We start from the raw sequence: 17779 nt of genomic DNA, 5'->3' as shown, positions 1-17779 counted from the left end.
CGTCGTACGTCAGTCGGAGCGGCCCCGGCCGCCCGCGCGACGCGACCTCGCCTCGCCGAGCGCCTCGTTGCGCACGCGCGCGCAGCTGCGGCTGATGAGCCGCGAGACGTGCATCTGCGAGATGCCCAGCTGATCGGCGATGCGGCTCTGCGTCATGTCCTCGAAGAAGCGCATGTAGAGGATGGCGCGTTCACGCTCGGGCAGCTGCCGCAGCCCCTCCTTCGCCGCCTCCCGGTCGACGACCGTGTCGTACGACGTGTCGGGGGCACCGAGGGTGTCGGCGAGGCTGTAGCCGTCGTCGCCCGAGGACACCTCGGCGTCCAGGGACAGGGTGCTGAAGCTGTCCAGCGCCTCCATGCCCGTGGCCACCTCCTCCTCGGTGAGCTTGGCGTGGGCCGCTATCTCGGCGATCGTGGGCGAGGCGGCACCGCCGGACTGGGTGAGCTCGCGGCGCGCGACGCGCACCTTGTTGCGCAGCTCCTGCACCCGCCGGGGGACGCGCAGCGCCCACATCCGGTCGCGGAAGTGGCGCTTGATCTCGCCGGTGATGGTGGGGACGGCGTAGCTCTCGAAGGCGCCCCGCTCCGGCTCGAAGCGGTCGATGGCCTTCAGCAGGCCGAGCGCGGCGACCTGCCGCAGGTCCTCCAGCGACTCACCGCGGTTGCGGAAGCGGCCCGCGATGCGGTGCGCCATGGGCAGCCAGGCCTTCACGAGCTCGTCGCGGAGGGCCTCGCGCTCGGGTCCGTCCTCGAGGCTCGCGAGGCGGACGAAGACGGCCGTGGTGTCGGGGGCGTCGTCATGCGCCCTCTGATTCGGGTTCTGGGGACGCGGGGACGCGCCGGAACCGTTTGCAGAAATCTCAACCAGCATGCGGAATCGCTCCTGAACGACGCTTTCAGGGGAAGGGCCGCGGGGACGTGTGCGCAGGGCGAGAAGGCCCCGGAACGGGCACACCTCACCCGTCGGCGAGCCTCTTGTCCGAAGCACGGAACCCGCTTGCCCCGGCGTCGCGAGGGCAAACAACCGTCCGCACGGACTTTTCGAACATCGCCGGTCAGGCGGCGCACAGGGCGCCCGGAGCCGTACGGGAGCGGGCGCCTGCGCGGGTGGAACGGCGTACGGTGGACGACGCCCCGGGGACGCACGGAACCGGGTACGAAAACTCGTGCCCATTCAGGTGGAGTGAGTCGCTCGAAGTGGGGCATGCGAGGGATGACATCGAAGCACCAAGGCGACTGGGGAGGACGGCATGGCAGCCGTTTCGGCAGCACGGGCAACGGCCACGGCCGACGAGGCGGTCAGGACGACCGAGGCGGAGCTGCCCCTGATCGACGACCCGACGAAGGTCTCGCCGAAGGACGCGCGGGAGCTCTCCCGCCAGTTCTTCGACCGGCTGGCCACGCTGGAGGAGGGCACGCACGAGTACCAGTACGTGCGCAACACGCTGATCGAGATGAACCTCTCGCTCGTGCGGTACGCCGCCTCCCGCTTCCGCGGCCGCGGGGACTCTCTGGAGGACATCGTCCAGGTGGGCACGATCGGTCTGATCAAGGCGATCGACCGGTTCGAGCTGACCCGCGAGGTCGAGTTCACCACGTTCGCGGTGCCGTACATCGTCGGTGAGATCAAGCGTTTCTTCCGGGACACGAGCTGGGCCGTGCATGTGCCGCGGCGCCTCCAGGAGGCCCGGGTGGAGCTGGCGAAGGCCACGGACGAGCTGCGGTCCCGGCTGGGCCGTACGCCGACCACCCGTGAGCTCTCCGAGCTGATGCAGCTCTCCGAGGAAGAGGTCATCGAGGCGCGCAAGGCGGCGAACTGCTACAACTCCTCCTCGCTGGACGCCGCCCTGACCCCCACCGGCGCCGAGGACGGCGAGACGGTCCTGGCCGACGTGCTCGGTGAGGAGGATCCGTCCCTGGAGCTGGTGGAGGACTTCCACTCCCTGGCGCCCCTGATCGCCCAGCTCGACGAGCGTGAGCGGCGGATCATCCACATGCGGTTCGTCGAGGAGCTCACCCAGTCACAGATCGCCGGACACCTCGGTGTCTCGCAGATGCATGTGTCACGGCTGATCAGCCGCATCATCAAGCGGCTGCGCGTCGGCCTGCTGGAGCCGGACGTCGCCTGACGGCCCCACGGTCGCTCACGAAGAGCAGAAGAAGCAGAATCCCCGCCACCGCGTGTGTCCGGTGGCGGGGATCTTTTCTGTGCGTCCATGTGCGCACGCTCGTGCGGTCGCCGTACGTGGAGGGCCGCCGCGCCCGGTGACGCCGTGCGGCGGCCGTCCCCTGCTCACCCGAGGGCGCCGGCCCCGTCGGCACCGCCGTCGAGGCCCACCGTGACCCTGACCCGCTTGCCGACGGGCTCCCGGCGGATCTCGTAGGCCTCGCACAGGGCGAGGACTATCTCCAGGCCGTGCTGGCCCACGCGTCCGGGTTCGGCCGCGCGGGCGACCGGGAGGACGGGGTCGCTGTCCCACAGCGTCACCGCGACGGTGCCGCCGGCGAGCTCCAGGTCCATGAGGCAGGGCCCGCTGGTGTACTTGCAGGCATTGGTGACCAGCTCGCTCACGATGAGCTGGAGCGCCCCGTGCACCCGGGCCGGGACCTGTGCGTTCCGCTCCGTCTGCGCCCGGGCCAGGAAGTCCGCGGCGAAGCGCCGGGCCGCGCCGATGTCCTCCGGCCGTCCCTCGTACCCGGCACTGTCCTTCAACTCCACCGCGTCGGACTCCAACGGCTCCGTCAGCGGGGGAAGGGCACGCCTGCCGTCGTGTGCGATGTGTGCCACTTGCTCAGCTCCCGCCTTCACGACGCCCACCGCCTCGGTGGGCCGACCGCCACGCGCCTACCCCCTCAATCCCGCGTCATGCCCGGCCGGGCGGCTTCCGCCCGGGGGCCGGTCCCCCGCCGTGCCGCGGAGCGGCACCACCGCCGTGATGCGCTTCCCGCCGGAGGGCAGGTCCGTCACCGTCACGTCGCGCGACAGCCTGCAGACGATCGGCCAGCCACGGCCGCCGCAGCGCCGCCGGCCCTGTTCGTCGGCCGGGGCCAGCGCCATGGGCGGGCGCCGGCTGCGGTCGCTCACGGACAGGTACAGGTCGCCGCCGACCACGGTGACGTCGATGTCCGTGACGCCTCCGCCGTGCAGCATCGCGTTGGTGGTCAGTTCCGAGACCACGAGCAAGGCGTCCGACAGGGCACCCTCGTCGCATCGGTTCTCCGCCACCGGCCTGGCCATCGCCCTCCTGACGGCGGTGCGCGCCTCCGCGGGGCTCAGCGGCCCGCTCCGGGACCGGCTCCGAACGGCGGGGCGAGGGGTGAAACCGATCCGGTGTTGCTCTCGCATCCTTTCGCTCCCTGACTCGGCTGACGGGGCGACGGAGGCCTTCCGCGGGGCCAGGGCGGTCACTCCTGCCCTCCGGTCACCCGAGGACGTCTGGACACTGCTCGGCTGCCGTGCCGGACGCCCGCTTCGGTTGTCTGTGTTCCTTGACTCTCTCGGTATATGTCAACGTATTGTCGTCGCATTGTCGTCATTTCCGGTCTGTGCCGGTTCATGCCGGGCATTACGTGAATACGATGTGTGCAGACTGTCGCCCTGTGTGACAGACGCGACGGGTTCGACGCGTTCGCCGCACTCGCTGCTTCTCACTATCCGGCTGACCGTTCGACGCCGCACGAAACCGCGAACCACCCGAACGCCGCCGACACGCCACACGGCGCGAAGGCGCCCCGTGTGGGCGCACGATTCCCGGGTAGGCGCACGAGCGCATCGCCACACCAGCAGCGGCGGGCGAAGGCGTCATGACGTCGGGGGACGAGGACGCACCGGGCGGTCGTGCCGCCCGGTCGGCCGACGGTCGCGGCGGCGCCGCCCGTTGTCGTCACGCGGTGCATCGAACGCGGAGTCCGGGGTATCCGGACCCGATCGGCGACGCCTGTGGAGGTACTTGTGTCTGTTGCCCAGAATCCCTTGTCGATCCAGGTGACGGTGGTCCGGGAGGACGCCGTGCTGCTCGAGGTCGAGGGCGATCTGGACATCGATACCGCGACCGAGTTGCAGCATCATCTGGCGAACCAGCTGCATCACGGCCGGCGGCACTTCCTGCTGGACGTCTCGTCCGTGCCCTTCATGGACTCGTCCGGCATGAACATCATTCTGCGGGTGTACCAGGAGGCACGGCAGACCTCCGGCGGCGTCTACGTCATCAAGCCGACGTCCGCCGTGCGGCGCATCCTCGACCTCACCGGCGTGAGCATCACCGTCCCGACGGTGGAGAGCGTCGACGAGGCGCTGGCGCTGGTCGACTCGCCGCAGCCGGCGGTGCCCGGCCGGGACGGCGAGGACGGCGAGGACGGCGAGATCGGCCCGGGAGCGGAGCCGCCCGTCCGGTAGCCGTGCCTCCGGCGGACGCGCCGCCCCCGGCGCGCCTCCGCCCGCAGCCGAGGAGGACCGGAAGACCACCGGCCCGAAAGAGACCGCCGGCGCCGCCGCAGGGGGTGCGCCGGTCATGGTCGGTGGTCCGTGCATGCCCAACAGTTGCCGTTTGACAACTATAGTCAGGAGGCAACAAAGTGAGCGGGCGCAAGCGTGCGGGAGGGGTGTGGGATGTGCCAGTCGGCGGAGACGTATGTGCGCGTCACTCCCCCGCGCCGTCCGCACGGCCGGCGTACGGTACCGGCGGCGCGGCACCGTGCGCCCGGCGGTCAGGCGCTGCGGACGCCCGCGTCGCTCGCGTCGTCCCCGTCGTGGATCTGGGCCGCGGCGGCCGAACAGAACGCTTCGAGCCCTTCCAGCAGCGCGGTCCGCTGTGCGGTCGGCATCTGTTCGAGCACGGACTGCAGGGCGTTCTCCCGGCGCGCCCGCAGCTCCGCCAGGAAGGTACGGCCGCGCCGGCTCAGTCTCAGCCGCAGCTCGCGGCGGCTGGCGGCACTCGGCCCGCGCTCCACGAAGCCCACGGCCTGCAGGCGGTCGCACAGCCGGCTGGTGGACGGCGGGGTGGAGCCCAGGGCGTCCGCGAGCGACCGCAGATTGATGCCGTCGTGGTGCTCGAGGATGAACAGCACACGGATCTGCGACGCCGACACAGGTGCCGTCGAGGCACGCCCCCACAGGACTTCGAGCAACTCCGCCGCCTCTGAGGTCACACGCGCCACCTCGTCCGGACGGGGATGGGGGATGGAAGGAGACACGGCTCCACTCTCGCAGGCTTCGCGGACACTGTCAGCCTGCCGGGTCGGGCGGGTCGCCCGGGTGACCACACGTCCGCACCCCCACGGAAAGACCGGCGAGCGGCGTCCGGGGCCCCACGGGGTCCCTTCCGTCCGCGTCGAGAGAATGGCGTACCCGAGATCGTGAACAGATTCGTGGCAGCCGAGCGCGCCCTGCGCTCCGCGCCCCCGCACCGGCTGGTGGACGCCGTCCGCGAGGTGCTGTGCGGCGACTACGCGGCCAAGGCCGTCGATCTCTTCGTGGCCGACTACGGACTCACCGTCCTGCAGAGCGCCTGCCCGTCGGCGGACCGGCCCGAGGCCCTGCCGGTGCACGGCAGCCCGGCGGGGCGGGCCTTCGGCGCGCAGGAACCGTTCACCGAGGTCCGCGGCGACGGCCGGGTGGACGTCCACCTGCCGGTCACGGCGCGCGGGGACCGGCTCGGGGTGCTGACCGTCACGATGGCGTCCGCCGGACAGGCCGAGGAGTGCCGGGCCGAACTGGCCGAGGTGGCCCAGGTCCTCGCCCACGAGATCGTCGTCGCCGACCGGGACACCGACCTGTACCTCCGGGCGCGGCGCAGGGACCGCCTCACGCTGGCGGCGGAGATGCAGTGGCAGCTGCTGCCGGGGCGGTCCTCCGCCCGCGCGGAGTACGCCCTAGGGGCCCAGCTCGAGCCCGCCTACGCGATCTTCGGCGACAACTTCGACTGGTCCGCCACCGAGGACCGTCTGATGCTGTACATCACCAACGGCATGGGCGAGGGCGTGGAGGCCGCGCTGCTCACCACCCTGGGGATCAACGCCCTGCGCAACGCGCGGCGCGCGGGCATCCCCCTCGCCGACCAGGCGTGCCTCGCCGACCAGGCGATCCACGCCCACTACGGGGGCCGCGCCTACCTCTCGATGCTGCTGCTCGACCTGGACCTGAGCACCGGCCGGCTGCTGGCCGTCGACGCGGGCTCGCCGCGGATGCTGCGGCTGCGCGACCGCACGGTCACCCCCGTCGACTTCGAGGCGCAGCTTCCGCTCGGCATGTTCGAGGAGACCGACTACGTGGCCCAGGAGGTGTACGTCGAGCCCGGCGACCGAATGATCTTCGTCACCGACGGGGTGTACGGCGTCGCCGCGCCCGGCGGGGAGCGGTACGGGGACCGTGCGCTGGCCCGGGCCGTCACGTCCACCTCCCTGCTCCCCGCCGCGGAGGTGCCCGGCGCCGTGCTCAGGGAACTCTCCGGGTACCGCGGCCAGGCCCTGCCCGAGGACGACGCGCTGGTGCTCTGTCTCGACTGGTTCGGACGGCCGCGGCCGGAGGAGGGCTGATCGTCCGACACGGACGATCGTGGGGTGTACCGGTGTCGTACGGCTTCGCGGCGTGTCTACAGTTGTCGGGCGGCAAGGAAAAGCCCGCGCACCGGCCGGCACCGTGTCCATGGCCCGGGCCGGTGCGAGTGAGCATCCGAGGAGACAGTTACGTGCCGGAGCAGGAAGCGGCAGCACAGCACGGGGCGCCCGCGCGGGAGGTCGGGGACTTCCTGCGCCGGCGCCGGGAACGGATAGCCCGGCGCTGGGCCGACGCGGGGCTCTTCCGTACCGTCTTCGGGGTCTCCCGGTCCGCCCATGACGACGCTGCCGTGGAGACCGGCCGGGCCGTGGTGGACGCGCTGGCCTCCGTGGCCGCCGAGGGACGCGTGGCGGACCCGGACGCCGACGGGTTCGCGGCCGTGCGCGACCAGCTCGCCAGGACGGCGGCCGCCCGGTCCCGGGCCGGCCTCACCGCCGGCCAGGTCTCCCTCGAGGTCGACGCGCTGCGGGCGCCCGCCGACGAGCTGCTCGTCGCCGACCTGTCCGGCCGTCCCGACACGTTCGTACGGGAGTGCGCGACGGCCCTCGCGGTGCTGATGGGCACGCTGCGCCTGGTCGTCACGGAGACGGAGCTGCGGGCCCGGCAGGAGATCGTCGAACGTCAGCGTCCGGAGCTCATGGAGGCCTCCACCCCGGTGGTCCGGCTGTGGCGGGGCGTCGTCGCCGTGCCGCTCGTCGGGACGCTCGACGGCGCCCGCAGCCAGGTGGTGACGGAGGCGCTGCTCGATGCCGTCGTCCAGCAGCGGGCCCGCTTCGCGATCATCGACATCACGGGAGTGCCCACGGTCGACTCCCTCGTGGCCCAGCACCTGCTGAGAACGGCCGAGGCAGCCCGTCTGCTGGGGGCGGAGTGCGTCATCTCCGGCATCCGGCCCGCCATCGCGCAGACCATCGTCCGCCTGGGCGTCGACCTCGGCTCGGTCACGACGCGGGCGACCCTCTCCGACGCCCTGGGCCACGCCCTGCGGCGGCTCGGCGCGGACGTGGTGGCGCCGGGCGGTACGGAGTCCCCGTGAACGGCACGTTCCCCGCCTCCTGCGGCCGCCGCCTCCCGGGCGGGACCGTCCTCGCCGGCGTCGCCGCCCTCCGGCACCGGCGCACACGCCAGGGGAGTCCTTGATGGAGACAGCCGGCGGTGCGAGCGCCTGCCTGCCGATCCGCTCGGACCTCGATCTGGTGTGGGTACGGCAGCATGCGCGGCAGGCCGCTGCCCAGCTCGGCTTCGGGCTGGTGGCACAGACGAAGCTGGTCACCGCGATCAGCGAACTCGCCCGTAACACCCTCGTCCACGGCGGCGGTGGACAGGTGGAGTGCACCCCGGTCAGCAGGGCCGGGGTGCGGGGCCTGCGGCTCACCTTCCGCGACGAGGGGCCGGGCATCGCGGACCTCGACCGGGCCCTGCGGGACGGCCACACCAGGGGCGGGGGGCTGGGCATGGGGCTGAGCGGAGCCCGTCGGCTGGTCCACGAGTTCGAGATCGACAGCTGCCCCGGTACGGGCACCACCGTGACGGTGACGTCGTGGGTTACCGGCCCGCCGCGGCCGCGTGAGGAGCCGTGATGTCACGCGTCCGGGAGATCTGGGTGCACGACTCCACCCGCGTACGGGACGTCCGCGTGGCCGCCGGGGACGCGGCCGCCCGGGCGGGGCTCGACGACGAGCGGGCCGCGAACGCCGCCCTCGTGGCCACCGGACTCGCCACCAGCCCGCTCGAGCACGCGGGCGGCGGCCGGGTCCTGCTGGAGACGGTGGACCCGCCCTCCGGGGCCGGCGGCCCGCCCGCGCGGGTGCAGCTCGTCGCCGTGGACCACGGCCCCGGCATCCGCGACGTCGCGGCCGCGCTGCGGGACGGCTGCTCCACGGCGTCCTCGCTCGGCGCCGGGCTGGGCACCTGCCGGCGGCTCGCGGACGACTCCGGCCTGCACGGCGTCCCCGGACGGAGGACCGTCGCCCTGGCCCGGATCGGCGCGCCCGGCCCCCGGGCGGCCCGCTCCGGCGGTGCGCGGGTGCGGGCCGGCGGCGTCAACGTGCCCTTCGCCCGTGCGGACTACTCGGGTGACGCCTGGGCATGTTCCCGAACGGGAGACCATGTGACGCTGATGCTCGCCGACGGCCCGGGCCACGGCACGGACGCGGCACGCGCGTCCTCGGCCGCCGCGGCGGAACTGCGCCGCGCGGCCCCGCCGCCGCCCGCGGAGCTGCTGCGGCGGATGGACGGCGCGCTGCGCGGCACCAGAGGCACGGCAGCCGCCGTGGCCCAGCTCGACCTCGCCGCCCGGCGCCTGCGTTTCGCGGGCGCCGGGAACGTCGGTGCCCGGCTGCGCACCGGCGACGGCTGGCGGCCCCTTCTCTCGCGTACCGGTACCGTCGGCGCCCACCGGCCGGCGAACCTGCCCCAGCACCAGGTGGAATGGGAGGACGACTGCCTTCTCGTACCGCACAGCGACGGCCTGCCCAGCCGCTGGAGCCCGGGCCCGGCCGCGTACGCCCCTTCCCTGGACCCCGCTGTGATCGCCGCCGAGATCGTGCGTGACGCGAGCAGCCCCGCCCGGCCGGTACGCGACGACACCGCCGTCGCCGTACCGAGCCCCTCCCCGCCGGACCCCGCCTCATGATCCGCACCTGGCACATCAGTACCGTCACCGACGCCGCGCGCGCCCGTATCGCCACGGCCCGGCTGGCCACCGCCCACGGAGTGACCGCCGTCGAGCGCACCCGTCTGGTCAGCGCCCTCACCGCACAGCTGCGGCAGTGCCTGACCAAGGGGGGCTCCTGGCTGCTCAGCGTGGAGACGGCCGCCGTCCCGGCCGGGGGCGCCCGGCTCGACGTCGAGGTGGCGCCCGAGAAGCGCCCGGCGGACGACCGGCGGTCACCCTGGCGCGCGACGGTCGTCCTCCCCGACGGCGCCGCCGGCGACGACGACGGCGACGGGCACGTCGCCGACGACCCGGCGTCCCTCGCGGAGGCCCTGTTCGGCGCCGACGAGGACGCGGCGCTGGTGCTGGACCGGCTCGACGAGCAGGAGCGGCTGGTCGCCTTCCACCGCGAGGAGCTGCACCAGACCAACCAGGGCGTCCTCGCCCTGCACGGCGAGCTGGACGCGGCCGGACGCGCGCAGCGGGAGCTGTTCGACGCGGAGCAGCGGGCCCGCAAGGAGGCCGAGAACGCGCGCGGCCGGCTGACCTTCCTGGCCGACGCGAGTGCCGCGCTGACGGCGTCCCTCGACCACGACGAGATCGTGCGGCTGCTGCCCACGCTGCTGGAGCCGCGGTACGCGCGCAGCGGCAGCGTCGACGTGTGGCTGTTCGACGAGCCCGCCGACCACCACGCGAACCACTCAGCCGACGCCGGCCGGCACAGCGGTCCGCGGCCGGCCGCCGCCGTGCTGGCGGCGCGCCGCGGGCGCCCCCAGTACGCGGCCGACCACCCCGGCGGGCTGCCCGGCGTCGACGACCAGCCGCCGTCGGCGCTCGACCCCACCCGGCCCCTGCTGTGCATCCCGCTGATGACCCGGCGGGCGCCGTCGGGCGTGCTGACGATGTCGCCGCCCGACGAGCACTGGGACGCGGACGACGCGGTCATGCTGATCGAGCTGACCCGGCGGGCCAGCATCGCGATCGAGAACGCCAAGCGCTTCGAGCACAACCGGGACATCGCCGAGACCCTGCAGCGCGCCCTGCTCACGGACCTGCCCGCGACACCGGGCCTGCGCCTGGCCGCGCGTTACCTGCCGGCCACCCGTGGCATGAACGTGGGCGGCGACTGGTACGACGCCTTCCGGCAGCCCGACGGCGGCCTGATCACCGTCATCGGCGACGTGACCGGGCACGGGCTGCGCGCCGCCGTGATGATGAGCCAGCTGCGCACCGCGCTGCGCGCCTACGCGGTCGACGGGGGCAGCCCGGGCGAGCTGCTCACCCGGCTGCACACGTTCCTGCACCATCTGCAGCCCGACCTGTACGCGACGGCCGTCATCGCCCGCTTCCACCCGGACGACCCCACGCTCACCTGGGCGGCCGCCGGGCATCCGCCGCCGGTGCTGCGCACGCCCGACGGCCGGGTGCGGGCCCTAGACGCCAAGCCGGGCGCGATGCTCGGCATCCCGCTGCGGCAGCGGCTCAAGGACCACACCGTGCCGCTGCCGCCCGGATCGACGCTGGCGCTGTACACGGACGGTCTGGTGGAGCGCCGCGCCCAGGGCATCGACCCGGGCATCCACCGGCTCTCCTCGGCGCTCGCGGAGTTCGGGCCCGAGGAGCTCGACGGGGACCTGGAGGGCTCGGCGGACCGGCTGCTGCGCCCGCTGCTGCGCGACTCGGAGCACGACGACGACGTGTGTCTGCTGCTGTGCCACGTCCACAGCTCGGCGGCGGACCCGGCGGAACCGCCGGGGCCGCTCTCCTCGGGTCTGCGTCTCTGAACGGATCAGTCGCCGGTCCGGGCCCCGGGCCCGGGCCGGTCGTCCGGCACGTCCGGCGCGTCCGTCGCATGCGCCAGTACGTGGCCCTCGTGGAAGCCGCGCAGGATCTCCTCGAGCGCCGTGCGCTGCCCCGGGGTCAGGGCGCCCAGCGCGACGGTGAGGTAGGCGGAGAGCCGTTCGGTGACGTCGGTCAGCAGTCTGTCCCCGTGGGCGGTCACCACGAGCTGGATCTCACGCCGGTCCACGGGCTGCACGGTCCGCCGCAGCAGTCCCGCGGCCTCGAGCCGGTCGCACATCCGGCTGGCGGCGGGCAGCCCTATCTCCAGGTCTTCGGCGAGCGCCGTGAGGTTGAGTTCGGGCCGTCGGCGCACGACCCGCAGGGCCCGTACCTGACGGGCGGGCAGTCGTGGGGTGACGTCCTCCACGGCGGCCAGCCAGAGCGTCACCAGGCTCTCCACCGCGTCCGTCACATGCCGGGCGACCCCGCCCCCGCGGGCCCCGGCATCCTGTTCGCGGCCCACCGCCGTCACCGTCCGCAGGGCGGGGGCCACCTCTCCGGCAGCCGTCCCGGGCCGGGACGCACCACCGGCGACGGCTCCTTTCTCCCCGCGGCGGTCGCACGCCCGCCGTGGCGGGCGTGAGGGAGTTCCGGCAGGCCAACAGCTCCAGCGGTACCCACGAACATGTCTCTCTCAGTCGGCTCGGGACAAGGCCTCGGCCTCGGTCATGCCCATGGCGTACCCGAAGCGACCGGGAGTACACAAACGCTCTCGTCCCCCTCTCCCCGCCCCGCCCGGCAGGCCCGGCGACGGACGGTTCAGAGGTCCGTCGGTATGCCACTGGCCTCGGCGATGCCGCGCAGTTCCTCGTCCTGCCGGTAGCGGTCACGGATGCAGTCGGCGATGTCGCGGCAGCGCTCGGGGTCGGACGCGGTGGCGGCGTCGGTGACGATGCGGACCTGTCCGCACCCTTCCACGTCGAGCTGGATCAGCTGGTTGTCGAGGCGGCCGGTGACGGCCGTGGCGACGACCAGGGCCGCTTCGTCGCGGATGTTGTCCGGGACGCCCTCCGACTCCTCGTCGTCCAGCCCGAAACCGACCGGGGCGGGATCCTCCTCCTCGATCGCCCGCAGCACCGGAGCGACCAGACCGAGCAGCAGTTCGTACTCCTCGGGCGACATGCTCACGCGCAGGAGGTCCAGGTGAACGTCGAGCGCACGGCTGTTGGGTGGCACATTCGGCTCGTTCATGCCCCTCGGGTTCCCCATATGCCGTTCCTTCCCACACGCCACGGCGTCACGGCTTGTACGCCACTCCCCCGTACACGTCCGTGGGCCGGGGGACGGTGCCCGGCTCCGGGCGCCACAGCGGGCAGGAGACGATGCCCGGTTCCAGCAGTTCGAGGCCCTCGTAGTAGTCCGCGAGCTGTTCGGGGCTGCGCAGGACGTACGGGACGGCGCCGGTGTCGTCGTACCCCTGCTGGGCGCGCTTGAGCTCCTCGTCGGTATCCGTGCTGTCGTAGTGCACGAAGTAGCTGCCGGAGGGCAGCGCCCGGGTGAGGCGGCGGACGATCGCCCTGGCCTCCTCGTGGTCCCGGATGTGCCCGAGGATGCCCATGAGCAGCAGCGCCACGGGCCGGCCGAGGTCCAGCACGCGGCCCGCCGCCTCGAGGATGGTGTCCGGCTCGTGCAGATCGGCGTCGATGTAGTCGGTGACGCCCTCGGGGGTGCTGGTCAGCAGCGCCTGGGCGTGGCGCAGGACGAGGGGGTCGTTGTCCACGTAGACGATGCGCGCGTCGGGGGCCGCCTTCTGGGCGACCTGGTGGGTGTTGTCGTACGTCGGCAGGCCGGTGCCGATGTCCAGGAACTGGCGGACGCCGCGGTCGCGGGCCACGAAGGTGACCGCGCGGATCAGGTAGGTGCGGGAGGCCCTCGCCATCGTCTCGATGTTCGGCGCGATCTCCCGGTAGGCGTCGCCCGCGACGCGGTCGACCTCGTAGTTGTCCTTCCCGCCCATCCAGTAGTTCCAGATCCGGGCCGAGTGCGGCACCGTGGTGTCGATCTTGGACAGGGCTTCCTGGTCGGGCGTGGTCCTGCCGTCTGCCATCGTGCTCTCCTGCCTTGCGGCGCGCGACCTCCCGCCAAGCTACCGCCGGCTTCCGGCCGCACGGCAGGAGTCGCGCCGGTCGGGACGCATGTACGAAAGGGGGGGCGCCGCTCCCCGGCCGGCCGGACCGCCTCAGGCGATCAGGAAGTCGGCCTGGCCCGCCTTGACCCCCGCCAGGAACGCGGCCACCTCCTCCCGCGACCAGACGAGCGCGGGGCCGGCCGGGTCCGCGGACTGCCGGAAGGCGACGCGGCCGTCCGGCAGCCGCTTGGCCTCGACGCAGCTTCCGCCGTTGGTACCGCTCCAGGGCCGGTGCCAGCCCTCGGTGCCGAGGTGGTGCGCGGGCATCCCGTTGCGGACGGGACGGTCGGTTGCCATGGGTCACAGCTCCTCACGCAGTGCGGCCAGGATGGCCCGGGTGCGGGCGACCGGTTCCGCCTGCACGGACATCCGGTCCAGTACTTCGCGGTAGGTCACGACGTCGGCGGGCTGGTCGAGGTACTGCGCGCCCGCGAGGCTCTCGGTGTAGACGATGTCGGGGAGTTCGGAGAAGTCGAAGCGGAAGAAGTGGAAGGGACCGTACGCGCCCGGGTGGGGCCCGGCGGCGAAGCGCATGATCTGGACACGGATCTTCGGGCTGTCGAGCGCCTCCGTCAGACGGTCGATCTGGGCCCGCATCACCTCGCGGCCGCCGACGGGCCGGCGCAGCACGGTCTCCTCGAGAATGGCCCAGACGGCCGGCGCCTCCGGCTTGACGAGCAGTTCCTGGCGCCGCAGGCGCAGGGAGACCCGGCGTGCGATGTCCTCCTCGCTCGCGTTGGGGAAGCCCACGCGCAGCAGCGCGGCGGCGTAGTCGGGTGTCTGCAGCAGACCGGGGACGTACTGCGGTTCGTAGAGGCGGATGACGGCGGCTTCGCTCTCCAGGCTGACGTAGGCGCTGAACCAGTCCGGCAGCACGTCGCGGTAGGTGTGCCACCAGCCGGGCCGGTTGGCCTCCCGGGCGAGCGCGAGGAAGTCCTCGATCTCGGCGGCGGGCACCCCGTAGGCGCGCAGCAGTTCCCTCAGGTACGGGATGCGCAGCCCGACCTCGGCCTTCTCCATGCGGCGCACCGTCAGGGCCGTGACCTCGACGGCCCGCGCGGCCTCCTCGAACGACACCCCGGCCCGTTCCCGCAACTGCCTGAGCCGCCTGCCGAGGACCATGCGCAGGACCGTGGGGGCCGCCGGGGCGCTGCTCGACGAGCGGGACTCACTCACGCGCTGCCTCCCGGAACGGGATTCACAGCGTGCAGTGTGCCACGCCCTCTGTTGACACCGACAGATCCGCGCAGTTCGTTCTGAAATTATCGGAACGCCGGTTGCGGACCGTGTCCGTCGGCCACCATGAGGACCCGGGCCCGGGGAGGGGCACACCGAGCACGCCGAGCTCATCGAGCACGCCGAGCTCATCGAGAGCACACCCAGCACACCAGCACACCCAGCACACCCAGCACACAGAGAACGGGGACGGCGGCATGAACGGGCCGCACCAGGAGACCGTGCGCGCGCAGGACCTCGCCGCGGAGCTGCTCCGCAGGGCCGAGGAGGAACGGCGGCTCGTGCGGCTGGCCCGCCCGGCCGCCGGCGTACCGGGCCGGCGCCGCATCGAACGGTGCCGCGACGACAACGCGACGGCCCTCAGGGCGATGGTCGCCGGCCATGGCTGGCCCACCGCCGAGCTGGTCGGCGAGCCGGCCTCGACGGCCGCGCTGATGATCCTGCTGCACGCCCCCGACCTGGGCTTCCAGCTCACCTGCCGCGATCTGATAGCGGAGGCCGCGGCGGACGGCGAATGCCCGGCGGTGCACCACGCGTACATCGCCGACCACTGCGCGGTCGAGCTGGGCCAGCCGCAGTTCTACGGCACCCGCATCGACCCGGCCACCCTCGCCCCGTACCCCGTGCGGCACCCGCTCACGGTGGACGAGCGCCGCCGCGACGTGGGGCTCGGCCCGCTGGGCGAGCACCTGCGGACGCTGCGCTCCGGTCTGCCGACGGCCCCCTGAGACCGGCACGTGTCACAGCGTGTGTACCGCGCGTGTACCGCGTGTGTCACCGTGGGGCGCGTGTCGCACCGGTCCGGTACGGGTACTGGGTGAGGTCCGAGAGACAAAAGGGATCGGCCGGTGTGCGGGCTCACGCAACCGGGTCCGAGTGCCGGTCGGCTTCTTGCGCCGGAAGGGGCCGGGAGCATGGTGTGCGAAGGACCGCGTCCCGGCGTTCCGTGGCTGACGCTGCTGCGGGGCGCCGCACTGGAGACCGGCTGGGCCACGGTACGGCTGGCCGGAATGCCGCTCGACCTGGCCGCGCGCGGCGCGCGGCAGGTCGCCGGTTGGCTCGGCGGTGAGCACGAGGCACCACCACTGGACTGCGCGGGCGTCTCGGACGTACCGGTGATCTTCGTGCACGGCCTGGCCGACCGTGCCTCGATCTTCTCCCGGCTGCGCGGGGGGCTGCGCGACTGCGGCGCCGGGCCGCTCCTGACCGCCTCCTACAACACGTACCACCCGGACATCCCCACGGCGGCCCGGGAGCTGGGCGAGCAGGTGGCGGAGGTGCGGAGGCTGACCGGCGGGCGGCCCGTGTGCCTGGTGGGGCACAGCCTGGGCGGACTGATCGCGCGCTACTACGTGCAGCGGCTGGGCGGTGACACCCGTGTGCCATTGGTGATCACACTGGCCACGCCGCACGGCGGCACCGCGATGGCCCAGTGGACGCCCGTGTACCCCCTGCTGCGGCAGCTGTGCCCGGGCAGCACCCTGCTGGCCGAGCTCGACGAGCCGTGCGCCGGCTGCCGGACGCGGTTCGTGTGCTTCTACAGCGACCTGGACGAGGCGGTGGTCCCGGCCAGCCGGGCCCGTCTCGACCATCCGGACCTGCGCACGCGCAATGTGCTGGTGCACGGGGTCGGCCACCTGATGCTGCCCCTGCACCAGCCGGTGATCGACGAGGTACGCGCGGTGCTGACGGAACTGACGGAGCTGACGGTGGCCGGGAGACGGCGGCGCGGGACGACGTCCGTCGCCGGGGTGACGCGGGCCCGCGCGGCCGGTGATGACGGGTGAGCGGCCCGTGACCGGTGCCGGACGAGCAGTCGGGACCGCCGGTCCGGGTCGGGTGTCGGAGCCGGTTCCTTCCCGTCCCCGTCAGGGCCGGTCGTCCTCCCCCCGCCTCAGCCGTCGCACCACGACCAGCAGGTCCACCGCGGTGATGAGCGCCAGCACGGCACAGCCGGCGGCGAGGCCGGTGAGGACCGCGGGTTCGGGGGTCCCGCCGCTGTCCTGGCCGGCCGCCCACACGGCGAACAGTACGGCCGCGGCGGTGAACACGGGCAGGAAGAGCACGGCCAGGGCCCGGCGCGGCCGCAGCGCGCTGCGGGCGGTGCGCGGCTCGGTTCCGCTCGCACCGCCGCCGGTGCGACGGTGACGGTCCGCGGGATGCGAGAAATGTGCGCTCACGGCCCACCTCCTGGGATTGCGCGATCGTTGCCGCGCGAGTACCGGGCCCACGCCACGGCACGCCTGCGAAGACGTGACGATCATGGGAACTGCTGGTCGGGCGGCCGGAGAGACGGGAAATCGCCGCCGCACCGCGTGTGGCGGGGGTTCTGCCGGGTACTGGAGCCGGGCCGAGGCCGGGACCCGACCGGTCCCGCCGCACGAGGCCCTTGAGACCCGTACGAGAGGCGCACGAGGGAGCCATCCGTGAACGATCAGCAGAACCCCACCGAGCAGCACCCGCAGCCCGACCTCCCCGACCAGGAACAGCCCCACCCCGGCTGGACCGGCCCCATGGACCCGCCGCCGGACCACGGCGAGGAGTCGTACCGGGGCAGCGGCCGGCTGGAGGGCCGCAAGGCGGTGATCACCGGCGGTGACTCGGGCATCGGGCGGGCGGTCGCCATCGCCTTCGCCCGGGAGGGCGCCGACGTGCTCTTCACCCATCTGGACGCGGAGAAGGACGACGCCCAGGAGACCGCGCGCTGGGTCGAGGACGCGGGACGGCGTGCCGTGCCCGTCTCCTGCGACATCCGCGAGGAGGAGAACTGCCGCTCCCTGATCGACCGTGCCGTCGAGGAGTTCGGCCACATCGACATCCTGGTCAACAACGCCGCGTACCAGATGTCGCAGCCGGAGGGCATCGAGTCGATCTCCACCGAGCAGTTCGACCGGGTGATGCGCACCAACCTGTACGCCCTGTTCTGGCTGTCCAAGTTCGCGCTGCCGCACATGCGTGAGGGCGGCAGCATCATCAACTCGACCTCGGTCCAGGCGTACCAGCCCAGCCCGCATCTGCTGGACTACGCGACGTCGAAGGCCGGTATCGCGAACTTCACCAAGGGGCTCGCCCAGATGGTCATCGAGCGGGGCGTCCGCGTCAACGCGGTCGCGCCGGGCCCGGTGTGGACGCCGCTGATCCCGGCGACGATGCCCGACACGACGGAGTTCGGCAAGCAGGCCCCCATCGGCCGGCCGGCCCAGCCCGCCGAGATGGCCCCGGCCTACGTCTTCCTCGCGTCGCAGGAGGCCTCCTACATCACCGCGGAGATCGTCAACGCGACGGGCGGCACACCCCTCCCGTAGCGGTCGGGCACCCGGCGACGGTCCCGGCCCGGCCGAACGGTGGGCATTCCGGTGTCG

General features: G+C 73.1%; 20 protein-coding genes. 10 read left to right on the top strand and 10 right to left on the bottom strand.

Annotated features, from left to right (window positions below; all coding sequences use genetic code 11):
- Nucleotides 1–9 precede the first annotated feature (9 nt).
- Nucleotides 10–870 carry an RNA polymerase sigma factor SigF gene (locus tag IEZ04_RS09640; protein WP_189216311.1) on the bottom strand — a complete coding sequence of 287 codons (861 nt, stop codon included), beginning with the start codon at nt 868–870 and terminating at the stop codon, nt 10–12.
- 379 nt (nt 871–1249) lie between these two features.
- On the opposite strand from IEZ04_RS09640, the gene IEZ04_RS09635 reads away from it, so the two are divergent.
- On the top strand, nt 1250–2128 hold the full coding sequence (locus IEZ04_RS09635) for an RNA polymerase sigma factor SigF (RefSeq protein WP_189216310.1): 879 nt from the start codon (nt 1250–1252) through the stop codon (nt 2126–2128).
- Nucleotides 2129–2292: 164 nt separating this feature from the next.
- On the opposite strand, the gene IEZ04_RS09630 is transcribed toward IEZ04_RS09635, so the two are convergent.
- Together IEZ04_RS09630 and IEZ04_RS09625 are read right to left on the bottom strand one after the other, a co-directional pair.
- Nucleotides 2293–2787 carry an ATP-binding protein gene (locus tag IEZ04_RS09630; RefSeq protein WP_268245659.1) on the bottom strand — a complete coding sequence of 165 codons (495 nt, stop codon included), beginning with the start codon at nt 2785–2787 and terminating at the stop codon, nt 2293–2295.
- A gap of 57 nt (nt 2788–2844) precedes the next feature.
- Nucleotides 2845–3345 carry an ATP-binding protein gene (locus tag IEZ04_RS09625; protein WP_189216309.1) on the bottom strand — a complete coding sequence of 167 codons (501 nt, stop codon included), beginning with the start codon at nt 3343–3345 and terminating at the stop codon, nt 2845–2847.
- Nucleotides 3346–3951: 606 nt separating this feature from the next.
- Between IEZ04_RS09625 and IEZ04_RS09620 the strand changes: the two genes are divergently transcribed.
- On the top strand, nt 3952–4395 hold the full coding sequence (locus IEZ04_RS09620; protein ID WP_189216308.1) for an STAS domain-containing protein: 444 nt from the start codon (nt 3952–3954) through the stop codon (nt 4393–4395).
- Between the two features lie 311 nt (nt 4396–4706).
- Here the strand turns inward: IEZ04_RS09620 and IEZ04_RS09615 are convergent, their stop codons facing one another.
- The gene (locus IEZ04_RS09615; RefSeq protein WP_189216307.1) at nt 4707–5147 is read right to left on the bottom strand and encodes a MarR family winged helix-turn-helix transcriptional regulator; all 441 of its coding nucleotides are present in this window, start codon (nt 5145–5147) and stop codon (nt 4707–4709) included.
- A gap of 207 nt (nt 5148–5354) precedes the next feature.
- On the opposite strand from IEZ04_RS09615, the gene IEZ04_RS09610 reads away from it, so the two are divergent.
- From IEZ04_RS09610 to IEZ04_RS09590, 5 genes are all read left to right on the top strand, one after another.
- Nucleotides 5355–6533 carry a PP2C family protein-serine/threonine phosphatase gene (locus IEZ04_RS09610; RefSeq protein WP_229820916.1) on the top strand — a complete coding sequence of 393 codons (1179 nt, stop codon included), beginning with the start codon at nt 5355–5357 and terminating at the stop codon, nt 6531–6533.
- Nucleotides 6534–6685: 152 nt separating this feature from the next.
- Nucleotides 6686–7591 (top strand): STAS domain-containing protein, encoded by a 906-nt coding sequence (locus tag IEZ04_RS09605; protein WP_189216305.1) that lies wholly within the window; start codon nt 6686–6688, stop codon nt 7589–7591.
- A 103-nt stretch (nt 7592–7694) separates the two neighbouring features.
- Nucleotides 7695–8135 (top strand): anti-sigma regulatory factor, encoded by a 441-nt coding sequence (locus IEZ04_RS09600; RefSeq protein ID WP_189216304.1) that lies wholly within the window; start codon nt 7695–7697, stop codon nt 8133–8135.
- Entirely contained in the window at nt 8135–9190 is a 1056-nt protein-coding gene (locus IEZ04_RS09595) for a SpoIIE family protein phosphatase (RefSeq protein WP_189216303.1), read from the top strand. The genes IEZ04_RS09600 and IEZ04_RS09595 overlap by 1 nt, the downstream gene beginning before the upstream one ends.
- Nucleotides 9187–10995, top strand: a complete 1809-nt coding sequence (locus IEZ04_RS09590; RefSeq protein WP_189216302.1) for a PP2C family protein-serine/threonine phosphatase — start codon at nt 9187–9189, stop codon at nt 10993–10995. The genes IEZ04_RS09595 and IEZ04_RS09590 overlap by 4 nt, the downstream gene beginning before the upstream one ends.
- A gap of 5 nt (nt 10996–11000) precedes the next feature.
- On the opposite strand, the gene IEZ04_RS09585 is transcribed toward IEZ04_RS09590, so the two are convergent.
- The 5 genes from IEZ04_RS09585 to IEZ04_RS09565 all read right to left on the bottom strand — a co-directional run bounded on the left by IEZ04_RS09585 (nt 11001) and on the right by IEZ04_RS09565 (nt 14357).
- Nucleotides 11001–11546, bottom strand: coding sequence for a MarR family winged helix-turn-helix transcriptional regulator (locus IEZ04_RS09585; RefSeq protein WP_229820915.1), 546 nt, complete (start codon nt 11544–11546; stop codon nt 11001–11003).
- 266 nt (nt 11547–11812) lie between these two features.
- A complete protein-coding gene (locus IEZ04_RS09580) occupies nt 11813–12244 on the bottom strand; it encodes a hypothetical protein (RefSeq protein WP_189216301.1) in 432 nt (143 codons plus the stop codon).
- Nucleotides 12245–12290: 46 nt separating this feature from the next.
- Complete coding sequence (locus IEZ04_RS09575; protein ID WP_189216300.1) at nt 12291–13100, bottom strand: SAM-dependent methyltransferase; 810 nt, start codon at nt 13098–13100, stop codon at nt 12291–12293.
- A 132-nt stretch (nt 13101–13232) separates the two neighbouring features.
- Nucleotides 13233–13478, bottom strand: coding sequence for a DUF397 domain-containing protein (locus tag IEZ04_RS09570; protein ID WP_189216299.1), 246 nt, complete (start codon nt 13476–13478; stop codon nt 13233–13235).
- A gap of 3 nt (nt 13479–13481) precedes the next feature.
- On the bottom strand, nt 13482–14357 hold the full coding sequence (locus IEZ04_RS09565) for a helix-turn-helix domain-containing protein (RefSeq protein WP_506004855.1): 876 nt from the start codon (nt 14355–14357) through the stop codon (nt 13482–13484).
- A gap of 257 nt (nt 14358–14614) precedes the next feature.
- On the opposite strand from IEZ04_RS09565, the gene IEZ04_RS09560 reads away from it, so the two are divergent.
- Complete coding sequence (locus tag IEZ04_RS09560; RefSeq protein ID WP_189216298.1) at nt 14615–15145, top strand: DUF6624 domain-containing protein; 531 nt, start codon at nt 14615–14617, stop codon at nt 15143–15145.
- 186 nt (nt 15146–15331) lie between these two features.
- Complete coding sequence (locus tag IEZ04_RS35580; RefSeq protein ID WP_189216297.1) at nt 15332–16204, top strand: esterase/lipase family protein; 873 nt, start codon at nt 15332–15334, stop codon at nt 16202–16204.
- Between the two features lie 81 nt (nt 16205–16285).
- On the opposite strand, the gene IEZ04_RS09550 is transcribed toward IEZ04_RS35580, so the two are convergent.
- Nucleotides 16286–16597, bottom strand: a complete 312-nt coding sequence (locus tag IEZ04_RS09550; RefSeq protein WP_189216296.1) for a DUF6343 family protein — start codon at nt 16595–16597, stop codon at nt 16286–16288.
- 246 nt (nt 16598–16843) lie between these two features.
- Between IEZ04_RS09550 and IEZ04_RS09545 the strand changes: the two genes are divergently transcribed.
- Complete coding sequence (locus tag IEZ04_RS09545; RefSeq protein WP_189216295.1) at nt 16844–17722, top strand: SDR family oxidoreductase; 879 nt, start codon at nt 16844–16846, stop codon at nt 17720–17722.
- Nucleotides 17723–17779 lie beyond the last annotated feature (57 nt).

The sequence above is a fragment of the Streptomyces ruber genome, from assembly GCF_014648075.1.
In the GTDB taxonomy this organism is placed as follows: domain Bacteria; phylum Actinomycetota; class Actinomycetes; order Streptomycetales; family Streptomycetaceae; genus Streptomyces; species Streptomyces ruber.
This window is presented reverse-complemented; position numbering and strand designations above follow the sequence as displayed.